Below are 24876 nucleotides of genomic sequence, written 5' to 3'. Positions count from 1 at the left end.
CCGTCACGCCGAGGGAGACCTCGGGCGCCCTTCGGCCGGGCGCTGATCGGGGACCACACGTGTCAACGCGATCAGCAGTACGGGGATCAGCACCGCCAGCCACAGGCTGATCACGAGGTACAGCAGCTCGCCCGTGGTGAGCCCGTCGAGATGAGCCATGTGGAACGCGAGGTGCGGCGCGGCGAACACCAGGAGGGCGCCGAACGCGGTCCTCGCCATCCACACCTCCCCCGAGCGGGTGAGCGCAACCCAGAACACGAGTGCCAGCGCCAGGTTCATGAAGCCGTAGTCGCGCAGCAGGTGCTCGTTGTAGGGCTGCATGTCGACGCCGGGCACGACGTCGTAGAAGCTGCGCGGCAGCACCGAGGTCCACAGGCCCAGGGCCGTCTCGACCACCGCGAACGCGGCGAGCCCGGCCCGCACCACGAGTCCGGCGTTCACGCGGCGGCTCCCGTCGAGTGGAGGAACTCGGTGAACGTCGTGCGGCCGTGGGCGGGCCCCCGAGTGCGGTGGTATCCCGCCCGGTACGCCGACACGGTCCTTCCCCATGCGGGGATCGGCACCACGAGGCGACGCTTCCCGAGCCGGTGGAGGCAGGCCCGGACGAGATCCTCGCCGCGATGCACGTCGGGACCGCCGATGTCGGGCATGCGGCCTCGCGGCTCGCCCGATACCAGTGCGACGAGTCTCGCGGCCACCTCGTCGGCCGCGATCGGCTGGAACCACACCCCTGCGGGCACCGGGACCAGGGGCGACCGGCTGAGCATCCTGGTGGCCTCCAGGAACAGCTCGTGGAACTGCGTCGCCCGCTGGATCGTCACCGGCAGCCCCGACTCCTGCAGCACGGCCTCGACCTGATGCTTGACCCGGTAGTAGCCGAGCGGGATCCGGTCGACCCCGACGATGCTGATGTAGACGACGTGCGGCCGTCCGGTGGCGGCACCGGCGTCGACCAGGACGCGCGCGCCGACGAGGTCGGCCTTCGACCTGACGCTGCTCGCGCAGTGCACGACGGCGCCGACACCGTCGAGGGCGGCCCTCATGCCGACCGGGTCGGTCTGGTCGCCGGTGATCCAGGTGACCGGTGGTGGCGCGTCCGCCGGCCGCGGCCGGCGGCTGACCAGCCGCACCGGAACCCCCGCGGCGGTCAGCCGCCTCACGACGAGACGACCGAGCGTGCCGCGGCCCCCCGTGACGAGTACCTCGTCACTCCTGTTCCCCATGCCTGTCCCCTTCCTGCTGTCAGGGGGAGGAACCGGTGACCGCCTCGATTCGTGACAGCTGCCGGCCGATGAACACGAGCTTGTCCGGGTTCATCACGACCCGCAGGCCGGCGATGCCCTCCGGAGCGAGCTCGAACACCGCCACGGCGATGAGCCGCTCGCCCGCCCGGGCGACGAGTGCGGGCTCGCCGTTGACCTCGACGACCCGCAGGGTCGGCTCGCCCCCGAACCGCTCCACCACGAGGTTGTCCACGGTCCTGCGCTGGAACGGCGCCCACGCGAACCGGGCGACGCGCTCGGCGCCGACGACCGGGCGCCGCCCGGCGGAGACCCTGCCCCCGCCGTCGGACCAGGAGATGACGTCGGCGGCGAGGAGGTCCTCCAGGCGTTCGAGCTCGCCGCCCCGGGCGGCGGCGAGGAACCGCGCGACCACCTGCCGGCCGTGCTCGCGCGACACCTCGTGACGCGGTCGCGCCGTCGAGAGGTGCTGCTTCGCCCGGCGGTGGAGCTGGCGACAGCCGGACTCGGTGTGGCCGATCACGTCGGCGATCTCGCGGAAGCTGTAGGCGAACGCCTCCCGGAGCACGAAGACCGCGCGCTCGGCCGGGGTGAGCCGCTCCATCGAGGTGAGCAGCGCGAACGACACCGAGTCGCGTTGCTCGACGGCCTCCAGCGGGCCGAGCGCGTCGTCTCCGCCGGTCAGGACGGGCTCGGGCAGCCACGGGCCGGTGTAGATCTCGCGCTGCGCGCGGGCGGACGTGAGCCGGTTGAGGCACAGGTTGGTGACGACCTTCGCCAGCCACGCGGGCGGTGCCGCAACCGCCGCCGGATCGACGCCGTGCCAGCGCAGGTAGGCCTCCTGCACGACGTCCTCGGCCTCGGTGGCGGACCCGAGCAGCCGGTAGGCGATGCCGAACAACCGCCGCCGCTGGTTCTCGAACACCGTCACCGGATCCGCGGTCGCCATGCCCCCAGCCTTCCGGATCGTGCCGACCCGGATCCCACGGCAGACTCGGCGGGATGCGAGGCGACGACACCCGGCAGGCCGGGACGTTTCATCACGCGACCAAGTACTACTCGCTCAGCGACACCGAGCCGGGCGACGAGCGCATCGGCATCGGCGACCCGGCCACCCGGACCGAGGCGATCTGGCAGCGGGACTGGGACATCAAGCCCTTCCTGTACAAGGTCTACGACACGGTGCCGCCGATCGCGCTGACGCGCGACCTGCCCGACACGGGCCCGCCGGCGCTCGAGGCCATCGCGGCGACCGGAGCGGACGTGCCGGCGTCGCCGGGCGTCCCCGACCGGGCGCTGCTCGGCCGGCTCGGCCTGCTGACGAACGGCTCGCTCGAGCGCACCTGGACCACGCCCGACGGCCGCCGTCATCACTACCGCACGGCAGGCGGCACCGGCGCGCAGTACCACCTCGAGCTGTACGTCGCCTGTACCGATCTCGCCGACCTCGACGCCGGCGTCTACCACTACTCCGCGATCGACCACAGCCTGCGCCTGCTGCGCGCGGGCGACTTCCGTGCCGCGCTCGTGGAAGCGACCGGCGACGAGCCGGCGATCGCCGCCGCACCGGTGGTACTGGCCGTGACGAGCACGTTCTGGCGCAACGCGTGGCGCTACCGGGAGCGCGCCTACCGGCACACGTACTGGGACGCAGGCACGTCGCTCTCCCACATCCTCGCGGTCGCCGCGTCCGCGCGCGTCGCGACCGAGCTCGTGTTCTCCTACGCCGACCCGCTGGTCAACGCGCTGCTCGGTATCGACGGGGTGCGCGAGTCCGCGGTGGCGCTCGTCGCGCTCGGCCACGCCGACGCCGCACCGGCGACCGCGCCGGCGCTGCACCCGCTCGGCCTTCCCACGAGGAGGCTGTCGCCTGCGGAGGTGACGTTCCACGCGATCACCGACCTGCACCTCGCGTCGTCCCTCGGCAGCGGCGCGGAGGCCGCGCAGTGGCGGTCGCGCCGGTGGCGCCGGCCGGCACAGCCTCCGACCGGCGAGCTGACCGAGCTGCGCCCGGTGCCCGCCGACCAGCTCGATCCCCGCCCCGTAGAGCAGATCATCCTCCGCCGCCGCTCGACCCGGAACTACGACACCGACGTGACGATCCCGTTCGACGCGTTCTCCACGCTGCTGGAGCGTTCGACGCGTGGCGTGGCGTCCGACGTGCTCACGCCGGGTGCACCGCTCACCGACCTCTACCTGATCGTGAACGGCGTCGAGGGACTGACGCCGGGCGTGTACCTGCACCACCCGGATCGGAGTGCGGTCGAGCTCCTCCGCGCGGGCACCTTCCGCAACGAGGCCACCCGCATCGCGGCGAACCAGCAGTACGCGGGCGATGCGCACGTGAACCTCTACTACCTCGCACACCTGCCGTCGATCCTGGAACGGTACGGCGACCGCGGCTACCGCCTCGCGCAGCTCGAAGGCGCCTTGCACGCCGGCAAACTGCATCTCGGCACGCACGCGCTGGGCCTGGGGGCGGTGGGCTCGACGTCGTTCGACGACGAGGTGGTCGAGTTCTTCTCCCCGCACGCCGCGGGCAAGGACTACATGTTCGTCACCGTGTTCGGCAAGCGCCGCCGGGCGTCGTGACCGTGCACCGTGCGGTGGTCTCGAGCCGGGGACGACGGCCTCGGGAGAGCGGGCCGCGTGCTCACGCCCCCCGAGTCCCCAGGCCCTGCGCGAGCCGGTGGACGTCCGGGACCGCCGGCCTCAGAGCGTCGGCGCCCCCGCGCTCTCCACGATCCGGGCCTGCACGCCGCCATCGACGACCCGTGCGGCGAAGACAGGGACGGCGGCCGTGGCCGGACCGTGCACGACGCAGCCGTCGGTGAGCGAGAACTCGCTGCCGTGCCACGGGCAGACGATCCGCGCGTCCCCGTCGGAGCCGGTCACCTCGCCGTCCGAGAGCGGCGCGGACAGGTGCGGGCAGCTGTTCGCGAGCACGGTGACCTCGGTGCCGCGGCGCAGGACGAACACCGGCACCTCGCCCGCGTCGCGGCGCACGGGCGCGCCGTCGGGCAGGTCGGCGAGCCTGCCCAGCGGGCGCCACTCCTGGGGTGCGTGGTCGCGGACGCGGTCGGTGTGGTTCGGGCCGAGGGACTGGTGGTAGGCCAGGTGCCCGCCCAGGGTGGCGCCCACCGTGCTGATGGCGGCGCCGAGCAGCGACAGCACCCGTCCGCTGCGCCCGCGGGCCCGCTGCACCAGCGCGGCGGCGTAGCAGGTGACGGCCAGGCCGTTCGCGGCGGCGTGCACGACGCCGACGCGCTGCTGGTCGGGGTTGGAGTCCGACCAGTCGGCGGCGCCCGCGGCGACGGTCGGCGGCGTGAGCAGCAACCCGGTGGCGATCAGCCCGCTCGACACGCTGCGCCGGCCCCCCACCAGGTCGACCAGCGACGCCGACAGCAGCGACCCCAGCGTCACCTGCACCAGCACGGGGTGCAGCGGGTGCCCGAGCCAGACGCCGTGCAGGGCGTCCTTGAGCGGCTTCCGGTCGTCCAGGAGGCGGTGCACGGCGGCGCGCGCCGGCGCCGCAGGCCGGTCGAGCTCCGCGCGCCGCTCCAGCCGGTCGATCTCGTCGAAGGGCCACATGGGCGCAGAGTTGCCGGGGGCGTACGGGGCAAACGCCCGGGTACCCGGACGACCATGAGCAACCCCGCACCGCTGTCCGCGCTCGCCCTCAACTGCACGCTGACCCCGTCGCCCGACGAGTCGAGCACCGAGATCATGGCCGACCAGGTCCTCGAGGCACTGGGCAAGCACGGCGTGACCGGCCAGAGCGTCCGGGTCGTCGACCTGGACGTGAAGCCGGGCGTGCAGAAGGACATGGGTGCGGGCGACGCGTGGCCGGGCATCCGGGAGCAGGTGCTCGCGGCCGACATCCTCGTGTTCGCCACCCCGACCTGGATGGGCAACATGAGCAGCATCGCCCAGCGCGTGCTGGAGCGCCTCGACGCTGAGCTGTCCGAGACCGACGACGAGGGCCGGATGGAGACCTACGGCAAGGTCGCCGTCACGGCCGTCGTCGGCAACGAGGACGGCGGCCACGCGATCACCGCGTCCCTGTTCCAGGGCCTCAACGACGTCGGCTTCACGATCCCGGCCAACGGCGGCGTGTACTGGAACGGCGAGGCGATGACCACCACCGACTACAAGGACCTCGACGAGACGCCGGCCGCCGTCGCGTCGACGCTGCAGAAGCTCGCGACCAACGCCGCCCACCTCGCCACCCTGCTCAAGCAGCAGGGCTTCCCGCCCCCCGCCTGAACCACCCGCCCGGCCGGGTGCGGTGCCCCCGCCCGTCGTAGCGGTCCGCGGTGCGGTCGACGGTGTCGCCCATCAACCACAGCATCGGCGGCCACAGGCCCACGAACAGGGCGCGCCGCTCCGCGTTGCCCCGCTCGGTCTGGTCGACGGTCTTGGCGCGCACCCACAGCCCGATGCAGAGGCCGATCGAGGCGAGCGAGGCTGCGCGGGAGGTGAGCGCGGCGCGCCGGAGCAGCGCTCCGTTGGAGATCATGCCGAGCGGGTACCCCGGCTCTCGTGCTGATACGCCGTCGCCGCCGTCCGGGCGGCCCCGTGCACCGGCTCGGGATCGCCCTGCGCTGGCCGTTGGGCCTGGCCCGGGTGAGCTGGCGCTACATGTGGCGCGTCACCGCCGTGCACCGGAGCGAGGCCGACGGCGGGCCCGCCGACGCGCCCGATCCCGTCCCGCCGGACGTCCTCGACGACGACGTCCAACGCGTCGAGGACGGCGTGGGCCCGCTGCTGAAGCGCCGCTACTCCGTGCGCATCGAGGGTTCGCCGCTGCCGCCCGACCAGGTCATCGGCCGGTTCTCCGGCGACCCGAACTGCGGCGCGCCGTCGGAGGTCGCGGTCTTCGAGAAGGTGCGCGGGCAGGACGGCAGGCTGCACGTCGGCGACGAGTTCCTGATCCGGATGCCGGGGCCGTGGGACGGGCCGGTGCGCGTGATCGGCACGGGACCGGCGTCGTTCCGGCTCGCGACGCTGCGCGGGCACCTGGAGGCCGGGCAGATCGAGTTCCGCTGCCGGGCCGACGACGGCGCGCTGCTGTTCGAGATCGAGTCGTGGGCGCGCTCCGGCGACCGGCTCTCGGACCTGCTCTACACCAGGCTGCGGCTGGCGAAGGAGATCCAGCTGAACCTGTGGGTGGAGACGTGCCTGCGCCTGACGCGCGACGCAGGCGGCCGCCCGCGCGGCGGCGTCCACGTGGACACCCTCCGCATCCCCCTCCCCACCTGACCCCGCGAGTCTCCCGTTCTGACCGGGCGAGTCTCCCGTTCCGACCGGGCGAGTCCCGCGTTCGGGCAGGGGCGTGCCTCAGACGCCGTCGGGTGCGCGGGACCCGGCGGGAGAGGCAGGGGCTCACGCCGGAGGCTGCTCCCGTGCCGTACCGGGCGTCGGGCCGAGCAGCGTCTCCGCGGCCCGCCGCACGTGGGCGGTGACGACGGCGGCGTCCGGTGCCGGGCGGGCGTGCAACCCCCGGTACAGCAGGGCGATGCCGAGCAGCCAGGCCACCAGCAGCTCGGCGCGCACCGTCGCGTCGGCCGGGTCGTCGGTGCCGGCCTGGGTGGCGAACGCGTCGACGTAGGCGGCGCCGAGGCGCTCCCGCACGCCCGCGCCGACCTGGGCGCTGCCGGTGGCCCGCAGGACCGCCATCAGGACCTCACCGCCGCGGTCGTCCTCGGCGAGGATCGCGGACAGGGTGCGCGTCAGCAGGTCCTCGCGCGACCCCTCGGCGAGCAGCTGGACCGCGTCACCGAGCACCGCCTCGCCGAAGAGCCCCTCCTTGCTGCCGAAGTAGCGGAAGAGCAGCGCCTGGTTGACGCCGGCGCGCTCCGCGATACCGCGCACCGTCGTGGCGTCGTAGCCGGCCGTGGCGAAGAGCGCGCGGCCGGCGTCGAGCAGCGCCCGGCGGGTCGCCGCGGCGTCGCGCGGACGCGTCGCCCGCTTCGGCTCGGTCATGAGGCCCTCCTGCACGGCTCGCCGGACGGCGATCGCAGCACGGCGATCAGCACCTGTGATCAGCACGGTGATCACAGCACACACCGACCACCCGGACGTGTCGCGGCCGGGTGTGGCACGACGGGGACCGGGGTAACCGGTGCCCGATCGCTATCGAGGAGGTGCACCGCCGCATGGCGCAGCGCGACTACGAGGAGCAGCCCGAGGCCCCTGACCTCGGGGCATCCGTGCAGCTGGAGAGCGACGAGCACCTCGCGGCACCACCCGGGGACCGCGACGGCCTCGACGCCGGGTACTCGCCACCCGACCGGCCCTACGCGGCGGAGGAGGACGGGGTGACCGCCCGCGGCATGCGGGAGGGCGACTCGCTCGACGACCGGCTGCGCCGGGAGCGGGGGGACGAGGCGCCGGACGAGGACCGGACCGGCCGGATCGCCCTCGAGGGGGAAGGGGCCGCGCTGGAGACGCCGGACGCGATGGACGGTGTCGACGTCGGGATCGACGGTGGTGCCGCCGGTGCCGAGGAAGCGGCCGTGCACGTGGTCGACGACCCGGGCGCGCCCGTGGAGACGGAGCCGTCGGTCGCGGGATCACCCGCACTGGAGGATCCGGAGCTGGACGAGGTCGCCGGTGGCGACCCGCAGGCGGACCGGGCGCGGGCGGAGGCCGCGCGGGACGTCCGGGCCGACGGGCAGGTGTTCGATCCCGGCTCCACGGAGGCGCCGGTGGCGGAGAGCGGTGAGGACGTCCGCGGCCCGGCCGCACCGGAGGGCGGTGACCCGGCGGGCGGGGACCTCACCGGTCGCGGTCCCGACCCCTCCCGGCCGCGTGATCCGTTCGATGCGGATCCGGCGCGCCGCGAGCTCGCCGGGTCGATCGACGAGTCGCCGGACGCAGGCGGTGCGGCCGCCGGAGCCTCGGGCCGCCAGGACGCCGGGCCGGAGGCCTGGCGCGGGTAGGGCCCTCTACTCCGCGCAGCTGCTGGTGATGCGGGCGATCTCCTCGTCGAGGTCGATCCGGCCGGACTCGTCACCGAGCGCGACGACATCGAGCGTGGCGTCCACGAAGTGGCGCAGGAGGTCGCGGTCGACCTCGAGCACGGCGCGGCCGTCGTGCGAGCAGATCTCGATCTCGACGATGTCGTAGCCCTGGACCGAGCACGGGCGCATCCGCACATCGCCCTCGCCCGCGGGGCCGGTCAGGCCGTCGATGACGAGCTCGCGGCCGACGAGCCATTCCACCCACCGGTCGTGCCGGGTGCGGACCGACAGCGAGACGGCGAACGGGTCCGCCGCGCTGTAGCCCCACCGGGTCACGACCGGTGCCGGCTGGCCGTGCAGCACGGTGAACATGTCTTGCTGAACGGTGTCGCTGGTCATCTCGCCCCCTGGGCGCCGGGGCCGCCCTCTCGTGCGGGCGGCGTCACTGGGTGCATCGCCGCCCCGACCTGAAACGCTGCACTTCCCGGCGCTCTTCACCCGAACAAGTGATCGGGTACACGCGCTCGCACGCACCGTGACGAGCCGCTACGCCGACCGAACGGGGCTGTTCCCGCAGGTCGAACGGGCGATCCGCGGCCCGCGCCGGTGCTCGCCTCAGCGCCCGCCCCGGTGCTCGGCGGTCACGACCCAGATGCCGTCGTCACCGGTGCGTGCGGGCTGGGCGAGGCTGAGGCTGATCCGGTCGCCCGCCGCGTTGCGGACGTCCACGCTGGTGCCGTCGGGGCCGGGGTAGGCCTCGGCGTCGGGCCAGCCGTGCGCCGCCGCGGCGTAGGCGATCGCGACCTCCGACGGGTCGAGCAGCCACGGCTGCGACCCCCGGTCCACCTCGGTCTGCAGCGCCGCCGCCTCGGCGGCGCCGGCGGCGGGCCACGGGAGCTCGACCGGTTCGACCGAGGCCTCCTGCCCCGGGGACGGTGCGGGCGGCGTCGCACCCGGCGCGGCGGCGCGTGGCGCGAGCTCCGCGCCCGCCGGGACGCCGGACGTCGGCGGCTCGGCCGTGCAGCCCACCAGCAGGAGCCCGCCGAGCAGGAGCCCGCCGAGCAGGGGGGCGGCGCCGGCGTGCCGGGCGGGCGTGGTCACCGTGCCACGGTAGTGCGGCGCGGACCCCGGGCCGGGGCGCGCGGCGTCGCGCGTCCGGGGGATGCCCTCGGGAGGTGCCCCGCACCGGGGGCCGATCGCTAGGGTGCGGATCGGCAGCGTGGCAACTCCCGAGGTGAGGTCATGAACCAGTCCGCAGCGTCGTCCCTGGCGAACTTCTACGCCGCCCGCGAGTTCCTCGCGGCGCACCGCGAGGACTACGACACCGCCTACCGCGACTTCCGCTGGCCCGAGATCGACGAGTTCAACTTCGCGCTGGACCACTTCGACGCCGTCGCCGCCGACCCCGAGCGCGGCGCCGCGCGGGCGCTGTGGATCGTCGAGCAGGACGGCTCCGAGGCGCACTGGAGCTTCGCCGAGCTCGCCGACCGCTCGAACCGCGTGGCGAACTGGCTGCGCTCCCACGGCGTGCGCCGCGGCGACCGGATCATCCTCATGCTCGGCAACCAGGTCGAGCTGTGGGAGACCCTGCTCGCGGCGATGAAGCTCGGTGCGGTCGTCATCCCCGCCACCACGCTGTTGACCGCCTCCGACCTCCGGGACCGGATCGACCGCGGCGGGGCCCGGCACGTGGTGGTGGGCGGCGCCGACGCCGGCAAGTTCGACGACGTCGAGGGCGACTACACCCGCGTCGCCGTGCGCGGCGCGCCCGAGGGGTGGCTCGACTACGCCGACGCCGCCGCGGCGTCCGCCGACTTCACGCCCGACGGCGTCACCCGCGGCTCGGACACCCTGCTGCTGTACTTCACCTCGGGCACCACGGCGAAGCCGAAGCTCGTGGAGCACACCCACGCGTCCTACCCGGTCGGACACCTCTCGACGGTCTACTGGATCGGGCTGCAGCCCGGCGACGTCCACCTCAACATCTCCTCGCCGGGCTGGGCGAAGCACGCGTGGAGCAACGTCTTCGCGCCGTGGATCGCGGAGTCCTGCGTGCTGGTCATGAACTACGCCAAGTTCGACGCCGAGAGCGTCCTCGGGGTGCTGGACCGCTGCGGGGTCACGAGCTTCTGCGCCCCGCCGACGGTGTGGCGCATGCTGATCCAGGCCGACCTGTCGAGCCTCGCGAACCCGCCGAGCAAGGTCGTCGGGGCGGGGGAGCCGCTGAACCCCGAGGTCATCGAGCAGGTCGAGAAGGCGTGGGGGATCCGCATCCGGGACGGCTTCGGGCAGACCGAGACCACCGTCCAGATCGGCAACCCGCCCGGGCAGCCCGTGAAGCCGGGCTCGATGGGCCGGCCGATCCCGGGCTACCCGATCGTCCTCGTCGACCCCGCCACCGGCGCCCCCGCGGACGAGGGCGAGATCTGCATCGACCTCGCGCAGCGCCCGCTCGGGCTGATGGTCGGCTACTCCGGCGACGCGGAACGCAACGCCGAGGCCATGGCCGGCGGCTACTACCACACCGGGGACGTCGGGTCCCGCGACGCGGACGGCTACATCACCTACGTCGGCCGCTCCGACGACGTGTTCAAGGCCTCCGACTACCGCATCAGCCCCTTCGAGTTGGAGAGCGTCCTCATCGAGCACCCCGCGGTGGCCGAGGCCGCCGTCGTGCCGTCGCCGGACCCGGTGCGCCTCGCCGTCCCGAAGGCCTACGTGGTGCTCGCCGCAGGCCACGAGCCGACGGAGGAGACCGCGCGGGCGATCCTGGAGTTCGCGCGCGACAACCTGGCGCCGTACAAGCGGATCCGGCGCCTCGAGTTCGCGCCCCTGCCCAAGACGATCTCGGGCAAGATCCGGCGCGTCGAGCTGCGGGGCCGCGAGGCCGAGCTGCACGCCGACGCCACGGCCACCCCGTCCGGCGAGTTCACCCTCTGACCCGGCGAGTCTCCGGTTCGGACCGGGCGAGTCTCCCGTCTGGACCCGGCGAGTCTCCCGTTCGGACCGGGCGAGTCTCCCGTCCGGACCGGGCGAGTCTCCCGTCCGGACCGGGCGAGTCTCCCGTTCGGACGGGGCGAGTTCCGCGTCCGGGAGTCCGGGCCGGCCTCCACAACCGCATGCGGCGAACGGCGGTCGCCAACCGATGATCGGTCGTGCACGACGCTATGGCGCACGTCACGAGCGGTCGATCGCGCCCCGAGCGCCGCTCGCCGACGAGCCCCTCCAGGTGGAATAGCTCCTCTGACCGGTTGCGGTTGGAACGGGCGTGATGCTTCCAGAGACGCCGGGCGGGCTCGCCGACGTCATGGCCGGGATGCCCGAGGTCTGGCGTCGGCTGCTCGCCGCGCACGTGCCGGACCGGCTCGGCCGCTGTACGGCCTGCCGGAACTCCAGCGGTTCCGGGGAACGCTGGCCCTGCTCGCTGCACCACATCGCCAGCAACGCCCAGCACCTGCACGGGCTGCGGCTGGGCCAGGCGGTCGGGGGCGACTAGAGCCTGTTTGATAAGTCGCGGAGCCAGGTGTCGATGGTGGCGACGTGGACGGTGGCTTGGTAGCGGACGGCGAGTTTGTCGTAGCGGCTGGCCACAGCGCGGTGCTGTTTGTACTGGTTGATGCCGCACTCCACGGCGTGGCGCTGCTTGTAGGTCTCAGCACAGAACGTCGGTGGGCGGCCACCGGCGCGGCCACGTCGGCGCCGGTTGCGGATCTGGTCTGACGGTTCCGGGATGGTCGCGGCGATGCCACGTCGTCGCAGGTAAGCGCGGTTGGCGCGGGAGCTGTAAGCCTTGTCGGCCAGGACGCGATCTGGCCGGGTGCGAGGCCTGCCGGGGCCGGTGCGGGCGACGCGGATGGCGTCGAGCACGGCGGTGAACTGCGGGCTGTCCCCGGCTTGCCCGGCCGACAGCACCACCGACAGCGGTTTGCGGCCCTGCTCGCACGCAAGATGGAGCTTCGTGGACAGCCCGCCGCGGGAACGCCCCAGCCCGTGATCGGCCGGCTCCGGACCGGGCGGTTCGCATTGCCGGTCCGGCTCATGGCGGGCACCGGCGGCGTGCTGGTGGGCGCGCACCACGGTGGAGTCGACCGACACATCCCAGGTGATCAATCCGGCCGCGTCGCCGAGCTCCTGCAGCCTGGACCAGACCCGGGCCCAGGTGCCGTCGCGCTGCCAGCGCCGAAACAGCCCATAGATGGACTGCCAGGAGCCGTAGCGTTCGGGCACGTCGCGCCACGGGGCGCCGGTGCGGATCCGCCAGCGGATCCCGTTGATCAGTTGGCGTCGGGTCCAGATCGGGGGCCGGCCGAGCACGCTTGTCGCTGGCAGGAGTGGCTCCAGCAGCTGCCACTGCGCGTCGGTGAGGTCCTTGCGTCCGCCCGCGGGTAGGTTCCCCACGAGGTCTCCGGTGTGATGGTCGGCTTGGTCGTTGATCCATCTACCGGAGACCTCACTTGTCTCCGCTCACCGACACGCAGGCGAAGATCGACTTTCCAAACAGTCTCTAGGTCCCCCCGCCGCAAGCCCGCTGGGTGAGTGGGTGCATCCGGGTTCTCGCTGCTGTGCCGGTCGGGTGCACTCGGGTCGTCGACCGGTGCGCGCAGCGTGGAGCTGGGCCGCCGAATCGTTCGGCGGATCCGGCGGGGCCGCTAGGGCCTGTCCTGGGCGTCCCTGCCGTCGGTGGGGCGGCGGGCCGCGAAGTGGCCGGGCCACTCCCGGTGGGGGATCCGGGTGATGTCGAGGACCTCGCCGATCGTGGACCACTCGTCACGCCCGAGGCGGGCCAGCGGGCGGAGCCTGCCGATGGCGGGCAGCCCACCCTCGTGCGGGTCGGCGTCGAACACGTCCGGGGCGACCGCGGCGTGCAGGACCCGGCCGATGACCACCGTCGAGTCGCCGAGCTCGAGCGACTGGTGCAGCCGGCACTCGAGGGCCACCGGCGACTCCGCGACCCGGGGCGGTGCCACGCGCGTGCTCCGCTCCGGGGTCAGGCCGACCTCGCCGAACTCGCTCACCCCGGCCGGGAAGTTCGTGCCCGTCGCGTTGACGTGCTCGAACAGCGGTTCCGTCGCGAGGCAGACGACGAACTCGCCGGTCTCGAGGACGTTGCGCAGCGAGTCCTTCCTGCCGACGCTGGTGAACTGCACCATCGGCGGGTCCACGCACGCCACCGTGAAGAACGAGTGCGGCGCCAGGTTGTCGACGCCCTCGGCGGAGCGGGTGGACACCCACGCGATCGGGCGCGGGACGACGACCGCGGTGAGCAGCTTGTAGAACGGCCGCGGGCCCAGCTCGGTGGGATCCAGGTCGGTGCGCATGCCCGCGATGATGACCCGCCCGCGTCGGGCGCGCTCCCGCGAGTCGTGGTCCCGAGTTCGCGGCGTACGCGACTCGCACACCGACTTCTGCCCTGGCACACCGACTGCAGTCGGTGTGCCAGCTCCAGAATCGGTGTGTGACCTCCGGGAGCCGTCGGCGGAGCGCGTACGGTCCGGGCGTGCGGAGGCGGGTGTGGGTGCGGCCGGCGGGGTTGATCGTGGGTGCTGCGGCCGACGCCCTGCTCGGCGATCCGCGCCGCGGGCACCCCGTGGCCGGCTTCGGCCGGCTCGCCGCCGCGCTCGAACACCGCTGGTACGCCGACGAGCGTGCGGCCGGGCTGGCGTACGCGGCGGTGCTCGTCGGCGGGGCGGCCGGGCTGGGAGCGCTGGGGGAGCGGCTCGCCGCGCGTCGCCCGGTCGCCGGGCTGCTGCTCACCGGGGTGGCGACCTGGACCGTGCTGGGCGGATCCTCGCTCGCCGCGCACGGCGCCGACCTCGCCCGCGAGCTCGGGACCGCGGACCTCACCCGCGCCCGTGCCCGGATGCCGTCGCTGTGCGGGCGCGACCCGGCCGCGCTGGACGCCGCCGGAATGGCGCGCGCGGGCACCGAGTCCATGGCCGAGAACACGTCCGACGCCGTGGTGGCGCCGCTGCTGTGGGGGGCGGTCGCGGGGCTGCCGGGGTTGCTCGGCTACCGGGCGCTGAACACCCTCGACGCGATGGTGGGCTACCGGTCGGCGCGGCACCGGCGGTTCGGCTGGGCCGCGGCCCGGCTCGACGACGCGGCGAACCTCGTGCCCGCGCGCGTGTCGGCGCTGCTGTTCGCCTGCCTGGCCCCGGCCGTCGGCGGGTCGCCCCGGGCGGCGCTGGCGGCGTGGCAGCGCGACGCCGGCGCCCACCCCAGCCCCAACGCGGGGCCGGTGGAGGCTGCCGCGGCGGGAGCGCTGGGCGTCCGGCTCGGGGGGCGGACCGTCTACCCGCACGGCGTCGAGGACCGACCGGCGCTCGGCTCCGGCGCCCCTCCCACCCCGGCCGACCTCGCACGGGCCGCCCGGCTGTCCCGCCTGGTCGGCGCCGCGGCGGCCGTCCTGGCGGCCGGGCTGGCCACCGGCGTGGGCCGGTGGCGCCGCGGGCGGGACGAGATCGTTCCGAACCGCACCTGACGGCGGCGCGAGGCGGGGTGCCCCGTCGCCTCCGGGTCGACTGGAGGCAGGTTGATCGGTCCGAGAAGCGCGCGAGCGACCCGTGAACAACGCTGTCGTACGTCTGAGACCGATCAGGGCTGGTGATCGATCTCAGGCGTGCGGGGCCGCGATCGAGGCGGCTCGGGCCGATCGGACCGGCGATCGGTGTGAGTCGTACGGGGGTGCGGTTGTGGGGGTGCTGGTGTGCGGCTCGGTTGGATCAGGGGTTGGTGATCGGTCCGGGGCGTACGGGAGTGCGGTCGCAGAGGCGCTGTGGTGCGGTTCGGAACGATCAAGCTGGTGATCGATGTGAGGCGAACGCCAGTGCGGTCGCCCACGCGCTGTGGTGCGGTTCGGACGGATCAAGGGCCGTGGTCGGCGGGACGCCGCCTACGTGGGCGCGGGCCCGGAGCGGGGGATCGCGGCGCGCCGGGTCAGCGGTCCGCCGGGGGCTCCGCAGGCTCGTCCTCGCCGGCCAGGGCGCGGCGCAGGGCGGCGCGCTCGGACTTCCGGTTGCCGCCGCCGCCGCGCTGCAGCAGCTCCAGCCGCACGAAGTAGGCCAGCGCGAACAGGGCGATGAGGCCGAACGTCAGCCACTGCAGCGCGTAGGAGAGGTTCGTGAACGGGGCGCCACCGCCGGTGGTGGGGGCCACGTCGAGCGGGTCGAGCACGCCGGGCTGCTCGGGGGCGAGCTGCAGGAAGCCGGGCTCGGGGTCGAGCCCGGTGGCGGCGGCGAGGGCGCGGGAGTCGGCGGCGTAGACCTGGCGGTGCCCGTCGGTCTCGATCGGGTCGCGGCCCTGGGGGTCGGTCTCGTCGAGGCGGAGCCGGGCCGTGAGCGTGACCGTGCCTGCGGGGGGTGGCGGGTAGCCGGGCACGACGCTGCCGCTCTCGGCGGTGACCGAGCCCCGGTTCACCACGAACAGCCGCCCGTCGTCGGTCCGGAACGGGGTGAGCACCTCGACGGCGGGCCGCCCGTCCACCACGCGCAGCCGCACGAGCGCCTCGCCGTCGGGCAGGTAGCTGCCGGTGACGAGCACCTGGCGCCACTCGTCGGCGGGGGACACCGCGTCGCCGGGGGGCACCAGGGTGTCGAGCGGGACGGGGGCGGTGGCGCTCGCTGTGTCGATGGCGCGCTGCTGGGCCTCGCGCTCGGCCTCGCGGCCGAACTGCCACGGGGCGAGCAGCGTGAACGCGGCGACCGCGAACCCGACGATCACCGCGATGAGGGCGAGCCAGCCGGGACGCAGGAGGAACCGCACGGTTCGACGATACTGGCGGCGTGCGGGGTGCGGTGCTGGTGGCGGGTACGACGTCGGACGCCGGCAAGAGCGCCGTCGTCACCGGGATCTGCCGGCTGCTCGCGCGCCGGGGTGTCGCGGTGGCGCCGTTCAAGGCGCAGAACATGTCGAACAACTCGGTGGTCACGACGGACGGCGGCGAGATCGGTCGCGCCCAGGCGGTGCAGGCGCTGGCGTGCGGGCTGCAACCGAGCGTCGCGTTCAACCCGGTGCTGCTCAAGCCGGGCAGCGACCGCAGCTCCCAGGTCGTCGTGCGGGGCCGGGTGGACGGCACCGTGAGCGCCCGGTCCTACCAGGAGCGCAAGGCCGCGCTGCTGGACGTCGTCACCGGCAGCCTCGCCGACCTGCGCGCCCGTTACGACGTGGTGGTCTGCGAGGGCGCCGGCTCGCCCGCGGAGATCAACCTGCGGGCCTCGGACATCGCCAACATGGGCCTGGCGCAGGCCGCCGACCTGCCGGTCCTGGTGGTCGGCGACATCGACCGCGGCGGTGTGCTCGCCCACCTCTTCGGCACCCTCGCCGTGCTGGACGCCGCCGACCAGGCGCGGATCGCGGGGTTCGTCGTCAACAAGTTCCGCGGCGACCCCGCACTGCTCGCTCCTGGCCTCGACCAGCTCGCCGCGCTCACCGGCCGCCCGACCCTGGGCGTGCTGCCGTGGGAGGAGCGGCTGTGGCTGGACGCGGAGGACTCGCTCTCGGCCGTCGCCGACGGGGTGCTCGGTCGCCCGGCGCCACCGCACGGCGCGCAGTGGCTGCGGGTGGCCGTCGTGCGGCTGCCGCGGATCTCCAACGCCACCGACGCCGAGGCGCTCGCGGTCGAGCCGGGCGTGGCCGTCCGGTACGTGACCGAGCCGTCCCGGCTGGCCGACGCCGACCTCGTGGTGCTGCCCGGCTCCAAGTCCACCGTCAGCGACCTCGCCTGGTTGCGCCGCACGGGTCTGGCGGACGCCGTGCGGCAGCACGCCCGCGCCGGACGCCCGGTCCTGGGGATCTGCGGGGGCTACCAGATGCTGGGCAGGCGGATCCTCGACCCGCTCCGCGTGGAGGGCGCCGATGCCGAGGGCCTCGGCCTGCTCGACCTGGAGGTCGCGTTCGACGCCGAGAAGCACCTCGGCAACCCCACCGGCACCGCATGGGGCGAGGCGGTGCGCGGCTACGAGATCCACCACGGGCGCGTGGTGCACAGCGGCGATCCGCACCTGCTCGACGGGGAGGGTTCGGACGGCGGCGCCGTGCTCGGCACGCACTGGCACGGCCTGCTGGAGAACGACGGGTTCCGGCGCGCCCTGCTGCGTCGCATCGCCGCGCAGGCCGGCCGCACGGGCTTCGTCGCGGCCCCCGACACGTGCTTCGCGGCCGAGCGCACCGCCCAGCTCGACGTGCTCGGCGACCTCGTCGAGCGGCACGTCGACATAGGCTCACTTGAACATGTCATCAATCACGGTTCGCCCCCGGACCTCCCGACGGTGACCTCCTCTCTGGCAGGCTCCCCCCGGTGACCGCATCGCCTTATCCCTTCTCCGCGCTCGTCGGCCACGACGACCTGCGCCTGGCGCTGCTGCTCAACGCCGTGCACCCGGGCGTGGGCGGCGTGCTGGTGCGCGGGGAGAAGGGCACCGCGAAGTCGACGGCCGTGCGCGCGCTCGCCGCGCTGCTCCCGGCCCTCGACGTGGTGCCCGGCTGCCGCTTCGGCTGCGCGCCGGGCGCTCCCGATCCCGCCTGCCCCGACGGCCCGCACGCCGCCGGCGGGGCGGGCGAGACCCGCCCGGCGCGCCTGGTCGAGCTGCCGGTCGGGGCCACCGAGGACCGGCTCGTCGGCTCGCTGGACCTGGAGCGGGCGCTGTTCGAGGGCGTGCGGGCCTACCAGCCGGGCCTGCTCGCGGACGCGCACCGCGGCGTGCTCTACGTCGACGAGGTCAACCTCCTGCACGACCACCTCGTCGACCTGCTGCTCGACGCGGCCGCGATGGGCCGCGCGCACGTGGAGCGCGACGGCGTCTCGGTGTCGCACGCGGCGCGGTTCCTGCTGGTCGGGACGATGAACCCGGAGGAGGGCGAGCTGCGCCCGCAGCTGCTCGACCGCTTCGGGCTCGCCGTCGAGGTGCGGGCGGCGCGCGAGGTCGAGACGCGCGTGGAGGTCGTGCGGCGCCGGCTGGCGTTCGAGGCCGATCCGGACGGGTTCGTCGACCGGTGGCGCGACGCCGAGGCCGACACGGCGGAGCGGATCGCCGCGGCCCGGGCCCGCCTGGCCGCGGTCACGCTCCCGGACACCGAGCTGCGCCGGATCGCCGCCGTGTGCGCCGCGTTCGACGTCGACGGGATGCGCGCCGACCTCGTGATCGCCCGCGCCGCCGTCGCGCACGCGGCGTGGCGCGGGGCCCCGGCCGTCGGCGAGGAGGACGTGCGGGTGGCGGCCCGGCTCGCGCTGCCGCACCGCCGCCGCCGCGACCCCTTCGACGAGCCCGGTATGGACGACCAGGCGCTCGACGACGCCCTGCGCGAGGCGGGGGAGCAGGAGCCCCCGGAGGGGCCGGACGACGACGGCCCCGGCGGCGGCCCCGACGGCGGCGGCGGACCCGATGACGGTCCGGACGGGGGCGGTCCGGACAACGGGGCCGACAGCGGCGCGCCGGACCCCGCGACCGGCGGAGAGCCCACTGCCCGTCCTGGAGGCGACGGGCGCACCCAGGCCTCGCCGCCGGCGTCGGCACCGTTCCGGGCGCGGCTGCTCGAGGTTCCCGGGGTCGGGGAGGGCGCGCCGGGCCGGCGGTCGCGGGCGCGCACCGGCACCGGGCGGGTCGTTCGCGCGTCCGGGCGCACCCCGCGCCGGGCCGCCGACCTGCACCTGGCGGCGACGGTCGCCGCCGCGGCACCGCACCAGCGCGCCCGCGGGCGAACCGGCGCCGGGCTGCGGCTGCACCCGGACGACCTGCGCAGCGCCGAGCGCGAGGGCCGCGAGGCCAACCTCGTCCTGTTCGCCGTGGACGCCTCCGGCTCGATGGCCGCCCGGCAGCGGATGGCCGCGGTGAGCGGGGCGGTGCTGTCGCTGCTGCGCGACGCCTACCAGCGCCGCGACAAGGTCGGCCTCGTCTCCTTCCGCGCCGGGGGCGCGGAGCTGGTGCTGCCGCCGACGTCGAGCGTGCCCGCGGCGCAGGCGCGGCTCGCCCAGCTGCGCACGGGCGGGCGCACCCCGCTGGCCGACGGGTTGCTGCGGGCGCGCTCGGTCCTGCGCGTCGAGCGGCTGCGCGACCCGCGACGGCGTTCGCTGCTGGTGCTGCTCACCGACGGGCGCGCCACGGTCGCGGCCCGCCCGGGTGGCGACGCGGTGCACGACGCGTGCCGGGCCGCCGCACTGCTCGCCGGTGACGGGGTGGCGACGATCGTGGTCGACTGCGAGAGCGGGCCGGTGCGGCTCGGCCTCGCCGGCCGGGTCGCGGCCGCGGCGGGCGGCCCGGTGCTGGGGCTCGCCGAGCTGTCGGCCGACCAGGTCGCGGGCGTCGTGCGCGCCGTGCGCGCCGCGTAGGAGGGACGAACATGCCGCAGGGTCAGGTCACCACCGTGCCCGACGACGGGCTCACCACCCGCCAGCGCCGCAACCGGCCGCTGGTCGTCGTGCACACCGGCGAGATGAAGGGGAAGTCGACCGCGGCCTTCGGGCTCGCGTTGCGCGGCTGGAACCAGGGCTGGTCGATCGGGGTGTTCCAGTTCGTGAAGTCGGCGAAGTGGAAGGTCGGCGAGGAGGCCGCGTTCCGCGCCCTCGGCCGGGTGCACTCCCAGACCGGCGAGGGCGGGCCCGTCGAGTGGCACAAGATGGGCGAGGGCTGGTCCTGGACGCGCAAGCACGGCACCGAGGAAGACCACGCCGCGGCGGCCGCCGAGGGCTGGGCGGAGATCCGCCGCCGCTTCGAGGCGCAGGCGCACGACGTCTACGTGCTCGACGAGTTCACCTACCCGATCAAGTGGGGCTGGGTGGACGTGCACGAGGTCGTGGCGGCGCTCGCGGCGCGCCCGGGCCGCCAGCACGTGATCATCACCGGCCGCGACGCCGCGCCGGAGCTGATCGCGGCGGCCGACCTCGTGATGGAGACGACGAAGGTCAAGCACCCGATGGACGCGGGGCAGAAGGGGCAGCGCGGGATCGAGTGGTGACCGCGCCCCGGCCGGGGGAGTAGACAGACGCCATGGAGTACACGCGACTGGGTTCCACCGGACTGCAGGTCTCCCGCATCTGCCTGGGGATGATGAGCTTCGGCTCGCCGAGCTGGCGCGAGTGGGTGCTCGACCTCGACGCGTCCCGGCCGCTGGTGCGCAGCGCCGTCGACGCCGGGATCATCTTCTTCGACACCGCGGACATGTACTCGCTCGGCGCGAGCGAGGAGGTCACCGGCACCCTCCTGCGCGAGTGCTTCGCCGACCGCGACGACTACGTGCTCGCCACGAAGGTCTTCAACCCGATGGGCGACGGGCCGAACGACCGCGGCCTGTCCCGCAAGCACGTCATGGCGAGCATCGACAAGTCGTTGCAGCGCCTCGGCACCGACCACGTGGACCTGTACCAGATCCACCGCTACGACCCGCACACGCCGATCGAGGAGACCATGGAGGCGCTGCACGACGTGGTGCGCGCCGGCAAGGCCCGCTACATCGGCGCGTCGAGCATGTACGCGTGGCAGTTCGCGAAGGCGCAGCACACGGCCGACCTCGGCGGCTGGACGCGCTTCGTCGCGATGCAGGACCACTACAACCTGATCTACCGCGAGGAGGAGCGGGAGATGCACCCGCTGTGCCTCGACCAGGGCATCGGGGTGATCCCGTGGAGCCCGCTCGCACGCGGCCGGCTCGCGCGGCTGCCGGAGGAGCGCACCACCACCCGCTCCTCCAGCGACCCGATCGCGGACCGCATGTACACCGAGTCCGACGACGCGGTGGTGCGCGCGGTCGCCGACGTCGCCAAGGCCCGCGGCCTGCCGCTCGCGCAGGTCGCACTGGCCTGGATGCTGCACAAGGAGGCGGTCAGCGCGCCGATCGTCGGGGCCACGAAGCCGGGGCACGTGGAGGACGCCGTGGCCGCGGTGGACGTCGAGCTGTCCGACGACGAGATCGGCGCGCTCGAGGCGGCGTACGTGCCGCACCCGGTGCTCGGTCACTAGGCGCTGCGCCGACGACGTCCGCAAGATCCGCAGTATCGGTTGTCCATCGCTGCTGTCACGACGACGAGCAACCGATACTTCGGATCTCGGCGGCGAACGCTCAGAGCTGGATCATGCCGAGCTGGCGCAGCTGCGAGAGGACGTCGACGACCCCCCAGACCTCCACCACCCGGCCGTTCGCGAAGCGGACGACGAAGATCTCGTTGTACGTGACCGACCTGCCGGTCGGCGGGAGGCCCCGGTACTCGCCGAGGTGGGTCCCGGTGACCGTGTTCCGGAAGACGACCTCGTCGCCCTCGGCGATCATGTCCTCGACCGTGACGCGGATGTCGGGGAACGCCTGCAGGAGCACGGCCCACACCTGAGTGATCGCCTGCCGCCCCGTCGCGCCCATCGGCACCGGGGCGTGGAAGAGCACGTCCGGATCGACGACCTCGTCGATGGCCTGCGCGATGAGGTCGAGATCGCGGGTGTTCAGCGCGTCGTGGAACCGGCGGTAGACCGCCTTGTTGGTCGCCGGGTCGCTCGCCGGGGCGGTCATCGCTCGTCCTGCGCGGTCAGGACGGCCTCGATCTCGAGACTGATCGACACGGTGGCGCCCACTGCTTCCACCGGTACCGTCGGGCCGATGCCGAAGTCGCGCCGGTCGATCCGGGCCGTCGCGGAGAAGCCCGCCCGCTGCCCGCCCCACGGGTCGGGGCGGAACCCGTTCACCGCGACGGCGAGCGGCACCTGCCGGGTGACGCCGTGCAGCGTCAGCTCGCCCTCGACCACCCAGCCGTCGCCGGCGGGCCGGATCCCGGTGGAGCGGTAGGTCATCGTCGGGTGGGTCTCGACCGCCAGGTGGTCGGCGGAGCGGAGGTGGGCGTCCCGGGTCTCGTTGCCGGTGTCGACGGACGCGAGGTCGATCGTCGCGACGACCGACGACGAGAGCAGGTCCTCGCCCGTGACGATCCTGACGTCGTAGCCCGTGAACCGGCCACGGGTCCGGCCGATCACGAGGTGCCGGGCGGTGAAGGCGATGTCGGAGTGCGCCGGGTCGGCCGTCCAGGTGCCCGCCAGGTATCCCGGGATCGCGGCGGTCGTGGGAGCGGTGGTCATGATTCCCTCCTCGGATGCGGGTACGTCGTCGCCGGGTACGACGGCAGGGCGCGGGGGAATGTGAGGCCTCACGTTCCGCTGTGCTGTCCCGTCGGAAGGGGGAGGACAGGGCGAGGAGGGGAGCGGCGACACCATGAGCAGCGAAGCCGGGCGAGGAGGGCCCGATCCGGGCCTGGACGCGATCATGAGCGAGCGGCGTCAGCTGCTCGGTCTCGCCTACCGGATGCTGGGATCGCTGGCCGAGGCCGAGGACGCGGTCCAGGAGACCTATGCCCGCTGGTACGCCATGTCGACCGAGCAGCAGGGCGCCATCCAGGTCCCCGGCGCCTGGCTGACGCGGGTGGCGAGCCGCATCTGCCTCGACCTGCTCGGCTCGGCGCGGGCGCGCCGGGAGCGCTACGTCGGCGAGTGGATCCCCGAGCCGCTGCCCGGACCGACGGAGTGGATCAGGGGCCTGCCGGGTGGGGCCGAGGGCGACCCGGCCGACCGGGTCACGCTCGACGAGTCGGTCAGCATGGCCTTCCTCGTCGTCCTCGAGTCGATGACGCCGGCCGAGCGCGTCGCCTTCGTCCTCCACGACGTCTTCGGCTACCCCTTCGCGGAGGTGGGCGATGTCGTCGGGCGCTCTCCGGCGGCCTGCCGCCAGCTGGCCTCGTCGGCCCGCCGCCGCGTTCGCGCGTCACCGGCGCCGGTCTCCTCGTCGGCCGAGCAGGCCGGGCTCGTGAGGGCTTTCAGACAGGCGTGGGAGGCGAGGGACATCCGGGCCCTCGTCGGCCTCCTCGACCCCGACGCCACCGCGGTCACCGACGGCGGCGGCCTCGTCAGCGCCCTGCTCCACCCGCTGGACGGCGGCGAGCGGATCGCGCGCGCCTGCCTCGACATCGCCGTGCGGGTTCCGGACATGACGGTCGTGGAGACCACGGTCAACGGCCAGCCTGGGCTGCTCGCCATGCAGGACGGCAGGACGGTGACGGTGTTCGCCTTCGCCGTGGCGCGCGGGCGGATCACGCACATCTGGAGCGTGCGCAACCCCGAGAAGCTCCGCTCCTGGACGAGCGGCTGACGCGGCTGGGTAGCCTCCCGGCCTGTGACCCGCGCCCTGGTGGTGGCCGCGCCCGCCTCGGGCAGCGGCAAGACGACCGTCGCGACCGGGTTGATGGCCGCGTTGCGCCGCCGGGGCACGGCCGTGGCGCCGTTCAAGGTCGGGCCGGACTACATCGACCCCGGCTACCACGCGCTCGCCGCGGGTCGGCCGGGGCGCAACCTCGACCCGGTGCTCGTCGGCGCCGACCGGATCGGCCCGCTGGCCCGGCACGGGTCCGCGGGTGCCGAGGTGGCCGTCGTCGAGGGCGTGATGGGGCTGTTCGACGGCCGGGTGCCCGAGCGGAGCGCAGGCGCAGCGAGCGTCGGCACGGCCGGGGCCGGGTCCACCGCGCAGGTCGCGTCCCTGCTCGGGGCGCCGGTCGTGCTGGTCGTCGACTGCAGGGGGATGTCGCGCAGCCTGGCCGCGCTGCTGCACGGGTTCCGCTCGTTCGACCCTGGCCTGCGGATCGCCGGTGTCGTGCTCAACCGGGTCGGGAGCGAGCGGCACGAGGACGCGCTGCGCGCCGCGGCCGACGAGGCAGGGCTCCCGGTGCTGGGGGCCCTCCCGCGCCGTGACGCGCTGGCGGTCCCGTCCCGGCACCTCGGGCTCGTCACCGCGGCGGAGCACGGCGCCGCGGCGACCGGCGCCGTCGACGCGATGGCCGATCTGGTGGCCGCGCACGTCGATCTGGACGCCGTGGTCGCGCTGGCAGCGCCGCTGCCGGCGGTACCGGCGTGGACGCCCGCGGACGCCGTGGGACGGTCCGGACGCGCGACTCACCCTGTCCGAACGGGAGACTCGCCGGGGCGGAACGGGGGACTCGCCGGGGTGGGGCCGGTCGTCGCCGTGCTCGGTGGGGCCGCGTTCACGTTCGGCTACGCCGAGCACGTCGAGCTGCTAGCCGCGGCGGGGGCGCAGCCGGTGACCGTCGACCCGCTGCGCGACGAGGGCCTCCCGCCCGGTACGGCGGCGCTCGTGCTGCCCGGCGGCTTCCCCGAGGAGCACGTCGCGGAGCTCGCCGCGAACACGCCGCTGCTCGCCGCGGTGCGCGAGCTGGCGGCGTCCGGAGCACCCGTGCACGCCGAGTGCGGCGGGCTGCTGTACCTGTGCGCGACCCTCGACGGCGCGCCGATGGCGGGGGTGCTGCCGGCGGCGGCGACCCGCGCCGGGCGGCTCACGCTGGGCTACCGCGACGCCGTCGCACTCGGTGACTCCCCGCTGTTCCCGCAGGGCACGCGGGTGGCCGGGCACGAGTTCCACCACTGGTCGGTCACCCCCCGTGCCGGCGCGACCGCGGCGTGGGGGTGGCGCGGGGCGGGCCCGGAGGGCTTCGTCGCAGGCGGCGTGCACGCGTCGTTCCTGCACACGCACCCCGCGGGACACCCGGAGGCGGTCGCGCGGTTCGCCGCTGCCGCCGCGGCCGCGGCGCGTCCCTGATCAGGGGATCCCGCCCGCGCCTCCTCGCTTGCTACCGTTCGGTAACCGACGCTCACCGGGGAGGTCGTCGTGCCGGACGCGCTCACGCCTCGGTCCCG

Annotated in this window: 25 protein-coding genes and 1 pseudogene; 13 read left to right on the top strand and 13 right to left on the bottom strand. The window is 74.5% G+C overall.

Translation table 11 applies throughout. The annotated features are described in order from the left end of the window. Window positions 1–3: 3 nt before the first annotated feature. From FB558_RS04825 to FB558_RS04815, 3 genes are read right to left on the bottom strand one after another with little or no spacing between them, the layout of a single operon-like run. Window positions 4–441: a hypothetical protein gene (locus tag FB558_RS04825; RefSeq protein WP_142048489.1), complete on the bottom strand. Its 438-nt coding sequence runs from the start codon at window positions 439–441 to the stop codon at window positions 4–6. Beyond that, complete coding sequence (locus FB558_RS04820) at window positions 438–1223, bottom strand: SDR family oxidoreductase (protein WP_142048487.1); 786 nt, start codon at window positions 1221–1223, stop codon at window positions 438–440. Before FB558_RS04820 ends, FB558_RS04825 begins: the two co-directional genes overlap by 4 nt. A gap of 19 nt (window positions 1224–1242) precedes the next feature. After that, entirely contained in the window at window positions 1243–2190 is a 948-nt protein-coding gene (locus FB558_RS04815; protein ID WP_142048485.1) for an RNA polymerase sigma-70 factor, read from the bottom strand. 53 nt (window positions 2191–2243) lie between these two features. On the opposite strand from FB558_RS04815, the gene FB558_RS04810 reads away from it, so the two are divergent. Continuing rightward, window positions 2244–3833, top strand: a complete 1590-nt coding sequence (locus tag FB558_RS04810) for a SagB/ThcOx family dehydrogenase (protein WP_142048483.1) — start codon at window positions 2244–2246, stop codon at window positions 3831–3833. 120 nt (window positions 3834–3953) lie between these two features. Here the strand turns inward: FB558_RS04810 and FB558_RS04805 are convergent, their stop codons facing one another. Further along, window positions 3954–4832, bottom strand: coding sequence for a Rieske (2Fe-2S) protein (locus FB558_RS04805; RefSeq protein WP_142048481.1), 879 nt, complete (start codon window positions 4830–4832; stop codon window positions 3954–3956). 54 nt (window positions 4833–4886) lie between these two features. On the opposite strand from FB558_RS04805, the gene FB558_RS04800 reads away from it, so the two are divergent. Then, on the top strand, window positions 4887–5507 hold the full coding sequence (locus tag FB558_RS04800; protein ID WP_142048479.1) for a flavodoxin family protein: 621 nt from the start codon (window positions 4887–4889) through the stop codon (window positions 5505–5507). Between the two features lie 58 nt (window positions 5508–5565). Here the strand turns inward: FB558_RS04800 and FB558_RS04795 are convergent. Then, window positions 5566–5760: pseudogene (locus FB558_RS04795) on the bottom strand (hypothetical protein); the annotation flags it as partial. A 23-nt stretch (window positions 5761–5783) separates the two neighbouring features. Between FB558_RS04795 and FB558_RS04790 the strand changes: the two are divergent. Further along, window positions 5784–6503, top strand: coding sequence for a DUF1990 family protein (locus FB558_RS04790; protein ID WP_246106253.1), 720 nt, complete (start codon window positions 5784–5786; stop codon window positions 6501–6503). Between the two features lie 123 nt (window positions 6504–6626). On the opposite strand, the gene FB558_RS04785 is transcribed toward FB558_RS04790, so the two are convergent. Beyond that, the gene (locus tag FB558_RS04785; protein WP_142048476.1) at window positions 6627–7226 is read right to left on the bottom strand and encodes a TetR/AcrR family transcriptional regulator; all 600 of its coding nucleotides are present in this window, start codon (window positions 7224–7226) and stop codon (window positions 6627–6629) included. Between the two features lie 173 nt (window positions 7227–7399). Between FB558_RS04785 and FB558_RS43800 the strand changes: the two genes are divergently transcribed. Continuing rightward, a complete protein-coding gene (locus FB558_RS43800; RefSeq protein WP_211366088.1) occupies window positions 7400–8185 on the top strand; it encodes a DUF5709 domain-containing protein in 786 nt (261 codons plus the stop codon). Window positions 8186–8191: 6 nt separating this feature from the next. Here the strand turns inward: FB558_RS43800 and FB558_RS04775 are convergent, their stop codons facing one another. Both FB558_RS04775 and FB558_RS04770 read right to left on the bottom strand, forming a co-directional pair. Further along, window positions 8192–8605 (bottom strand): SsgA family sporulation/cell division regulator, encoded by a 414-nt coding sequence (locus FB558_RS04775; protein ID WP_142048474.1) that lies wholly within the window; start codon window positions 8603–8605, stop codon window positions 8192–8194. A 216-nt stretch (window positions 8606–8821) separates the two neighbouring features. Further along, a complete protein-coding gene (locus FB558_RS04770; RefSeq protein ID WP_142048472.1) occupies window positions 8822–9307 on the bottom strand; it encodes an acyl transferase in 486 nt (161 codons plus the stop codon). A gap of 141 nt (window positions 9308–9448) precedes the next feature. Between FB558_RS04770 and FB558_RS04765 the strand changes: the two genes are divergently transcribed. Next, on the top strand, window positions 9449–11146 hold the full coding sequence (locus tag FB558_RS04765) for an AMP-binding protein (RefSeq protein WP_142048470.1): 1698 nt from the start codon (window positions 9449–9451) through the stop codon (window positions 11144–11146). Window positions 11147–11474: 328 nt separating this feature from the next. Beyond that, window positions 11475–11702 (top strand): hypothetical protein, encoded by a 228-nt coding sequence (locus tag FB558_RS04760; protein WP_142048468.1) that lies wholly within the window; start codon window positions 11475–11477, stop codon window positions 11700–11702. Here FB558_RS04760 and FB558_RS04755 read toward each other — a convergent pair. Both FB558_RS04755 and FB558_RS04750 read right to left on the bottom strand, forming a co-directional pair. Next, window positions 11699–12604 (bottom strand): IS5 family transposase, encoded by a 906-nt coding sequence (locus FB558_RS04755; RefSeq protein WP_142048466.1) that lies wholly within the window; start codon window positions 12602–12604, stop codon window positions 11699–11701. The two genes, FB558_RS04760 and FB558_RS04755, sit on opposite strands and share 4 nt — an antisense overlap. Window positions 12605–12855: 251 nt before the next feature. Beyond that, window positions 12856–13524, bottom strand: coding sequence for a flavin reductase family protein (locus FB558_RS04750; protein ID WP_142048464.1), 669 nt, complete (start codon window positions 13522–13524; stop codon window positions 12856–12858). Between the two features lie 179 nt (window positions 13525–13703). On the opposite strand from FB558_RS04750, the gene FB558_RS04745 reads away from it, so the two are divergent. After that, window positions 13704–14687, top strand: coding sequence for a cobalamin biosynthesis protein (locus tag FB558_RS04745; RefSeq protein ID WP_246106252.1), 984 nt, complete (start codon window positions 13704–13706; stop codon window positions 14685–14687). 455 nt (window positions 14688–15142) lie between these two features. Here FB558_RS04745 and FB558_RS04740 read toward each other — a convergent pair whose 3' ends face one another. After that, the gene (locus FB558_RS04740) at window positions 15143–15967 is read right to left on the bottom strand and encodes an SURF1 family cytochrome oxidase biogenesis protein (RefSeq protein WP_142048462.1); all 825 of its coding nucleotides are present in this window, start codon (window positions 15965–15967) and stop codon (window positions 15143–15145) included. A gap of 20 nt (window positions 15968–15987) precedes the next feature. Between FB558_RS04740 and FB558_RS04735 the strand changes: the two genes are divergently transcribed. The 4 genes from FB558_RS04735 to FB558_RS04720 are packed head-to-tail and all read left to right on the top strand — an operon-like array spanning window position 15988 to window position 21156. Then, complete coding sequence (locus FB558_RS04735) at window positions 15988–17505, top strand: cobyric acid synthase (RefSeq protein WP_142048460.1); 1518 nt, start codon at window positions 15988–15990, stop codon at window positions 17503–17505. Further along, window positions 17502–19529 carry a putative cobaltochelatase gene (locus tag FB558_RS04730; RefSeq protein ID WP_142048458.1) on the top strand — a complete coding sequence of 676 codons (2028 nt, stop codon included), beginning with the start codon at window positions 17502–17504 and terminating at the stop codon, window positions 19527–19529. Before FB558_RS04735 ends, FB558_RS04730 begins: the two co-directional genes overlap by 4 nt. Window positions 19530–19540: 11 nt before the next feature. Next, window positions 19541–20155, top strand: a complete 615-nt coding sequence (gene cobO, locus FB558_RS04725) for a cob(I)yrinic acid a,c-diamide adenosyltransferase (protein ID WP_142048456.1) — start codon at window positions 19541–19543, stop codon at window positions 20153–20155. A 32-nt stretch (window positions 20156–20187) separates the two neighbouring features. Continuing rightward, window positions 20188–21156 (top strand): aldo/keto reductase, encoded by a 969-nt coding sequence (locus tag FB558_RS04720; RefSeq protein WP_142048454.1) that lies wholly within the window; start codon window positions 20188–20190, stop codon window positions 21154–21156. 100 nt (window positions 21157–21256) lie between these two features. Here the strand turns inward: FB558_RS04720 and FB558_RS04715 are convergent, their stop codons facing one another. Both FB558_RS04715 and FB558_RS04710 read right to left on the bottom strand, forming a co-directional pair. After that, window positions 21257–21697, bottom strand: coding sequence for an ester cyclase (locus FB558_RS04715; RefSeq protein ID WP_142048452.1), 441 nt, complete (start codon window positions 21695–21697; stop codon window positions 21257–21259). Beyond that, window positions 21694–22257, bottom strand: coding sequence for a YceI family protein (locus FB558_RS04710; RefSeq protein WP_142048450.1), 564 nt, complete (start codon window positions 22255–22257; stop codon window positions 21694–21696). The genes FB558_RS04715 and FB558_RS04710 overlap by 4 nt, the downstream gene beginning before the upstream one ends. Window positions 22258–22390: 133 nt before the next feature. Here FB558_RS04710 and sigJ point away from each other — a divergent pair, with 133 nt between their 5' ends. Together sigJ and FB558_RS04700 are read left to right on the top strand one after the other, a co-directional pair. Further along, window positions 22391–23320: an RNA polymerase sigma factor SigJ gene (gene sigJ / locus FB558_RS04705; RefSeq protein WP_142048448.1), complete on the top strand. Its 930-nt coding sequence runs from the start codon at window positions 22391–22393 to the stop codon at window positions 23318–23320. Window positions 23321–23344: 24 nt separating this feature from the next. Beyond that, window positions 23345–24778: a cobyrinic acid a,c-diamide synthase CobB gene (locus FB558_RS04700; protein ID WP_211366085.1), complete on the top strand. Its 1434-nt coding sequence runs from the start codon at window positions 23345–23347 to the stop codon at window positions 24776–24778. The last annotated feature ends 98 nt before the right edge of the window (window positions 24779–24876 follow it).

The organism is Pseudonocardia kunmingensis, from assembly GCF_006716445.1.
Classification (GTDB): domain Bacteria; phylum Actinomycetota; class Actinomycetes; order Mycobacteriales; family Pseudonocardiaceae; genus Pseudonocardia; species Pseudonocardia kunmingensis.
The sequence above is the reverse complement of the archived record's forward strand: the minus strand, read 5'-3'. Positions and strand labels throughout refer to the sequence as shown.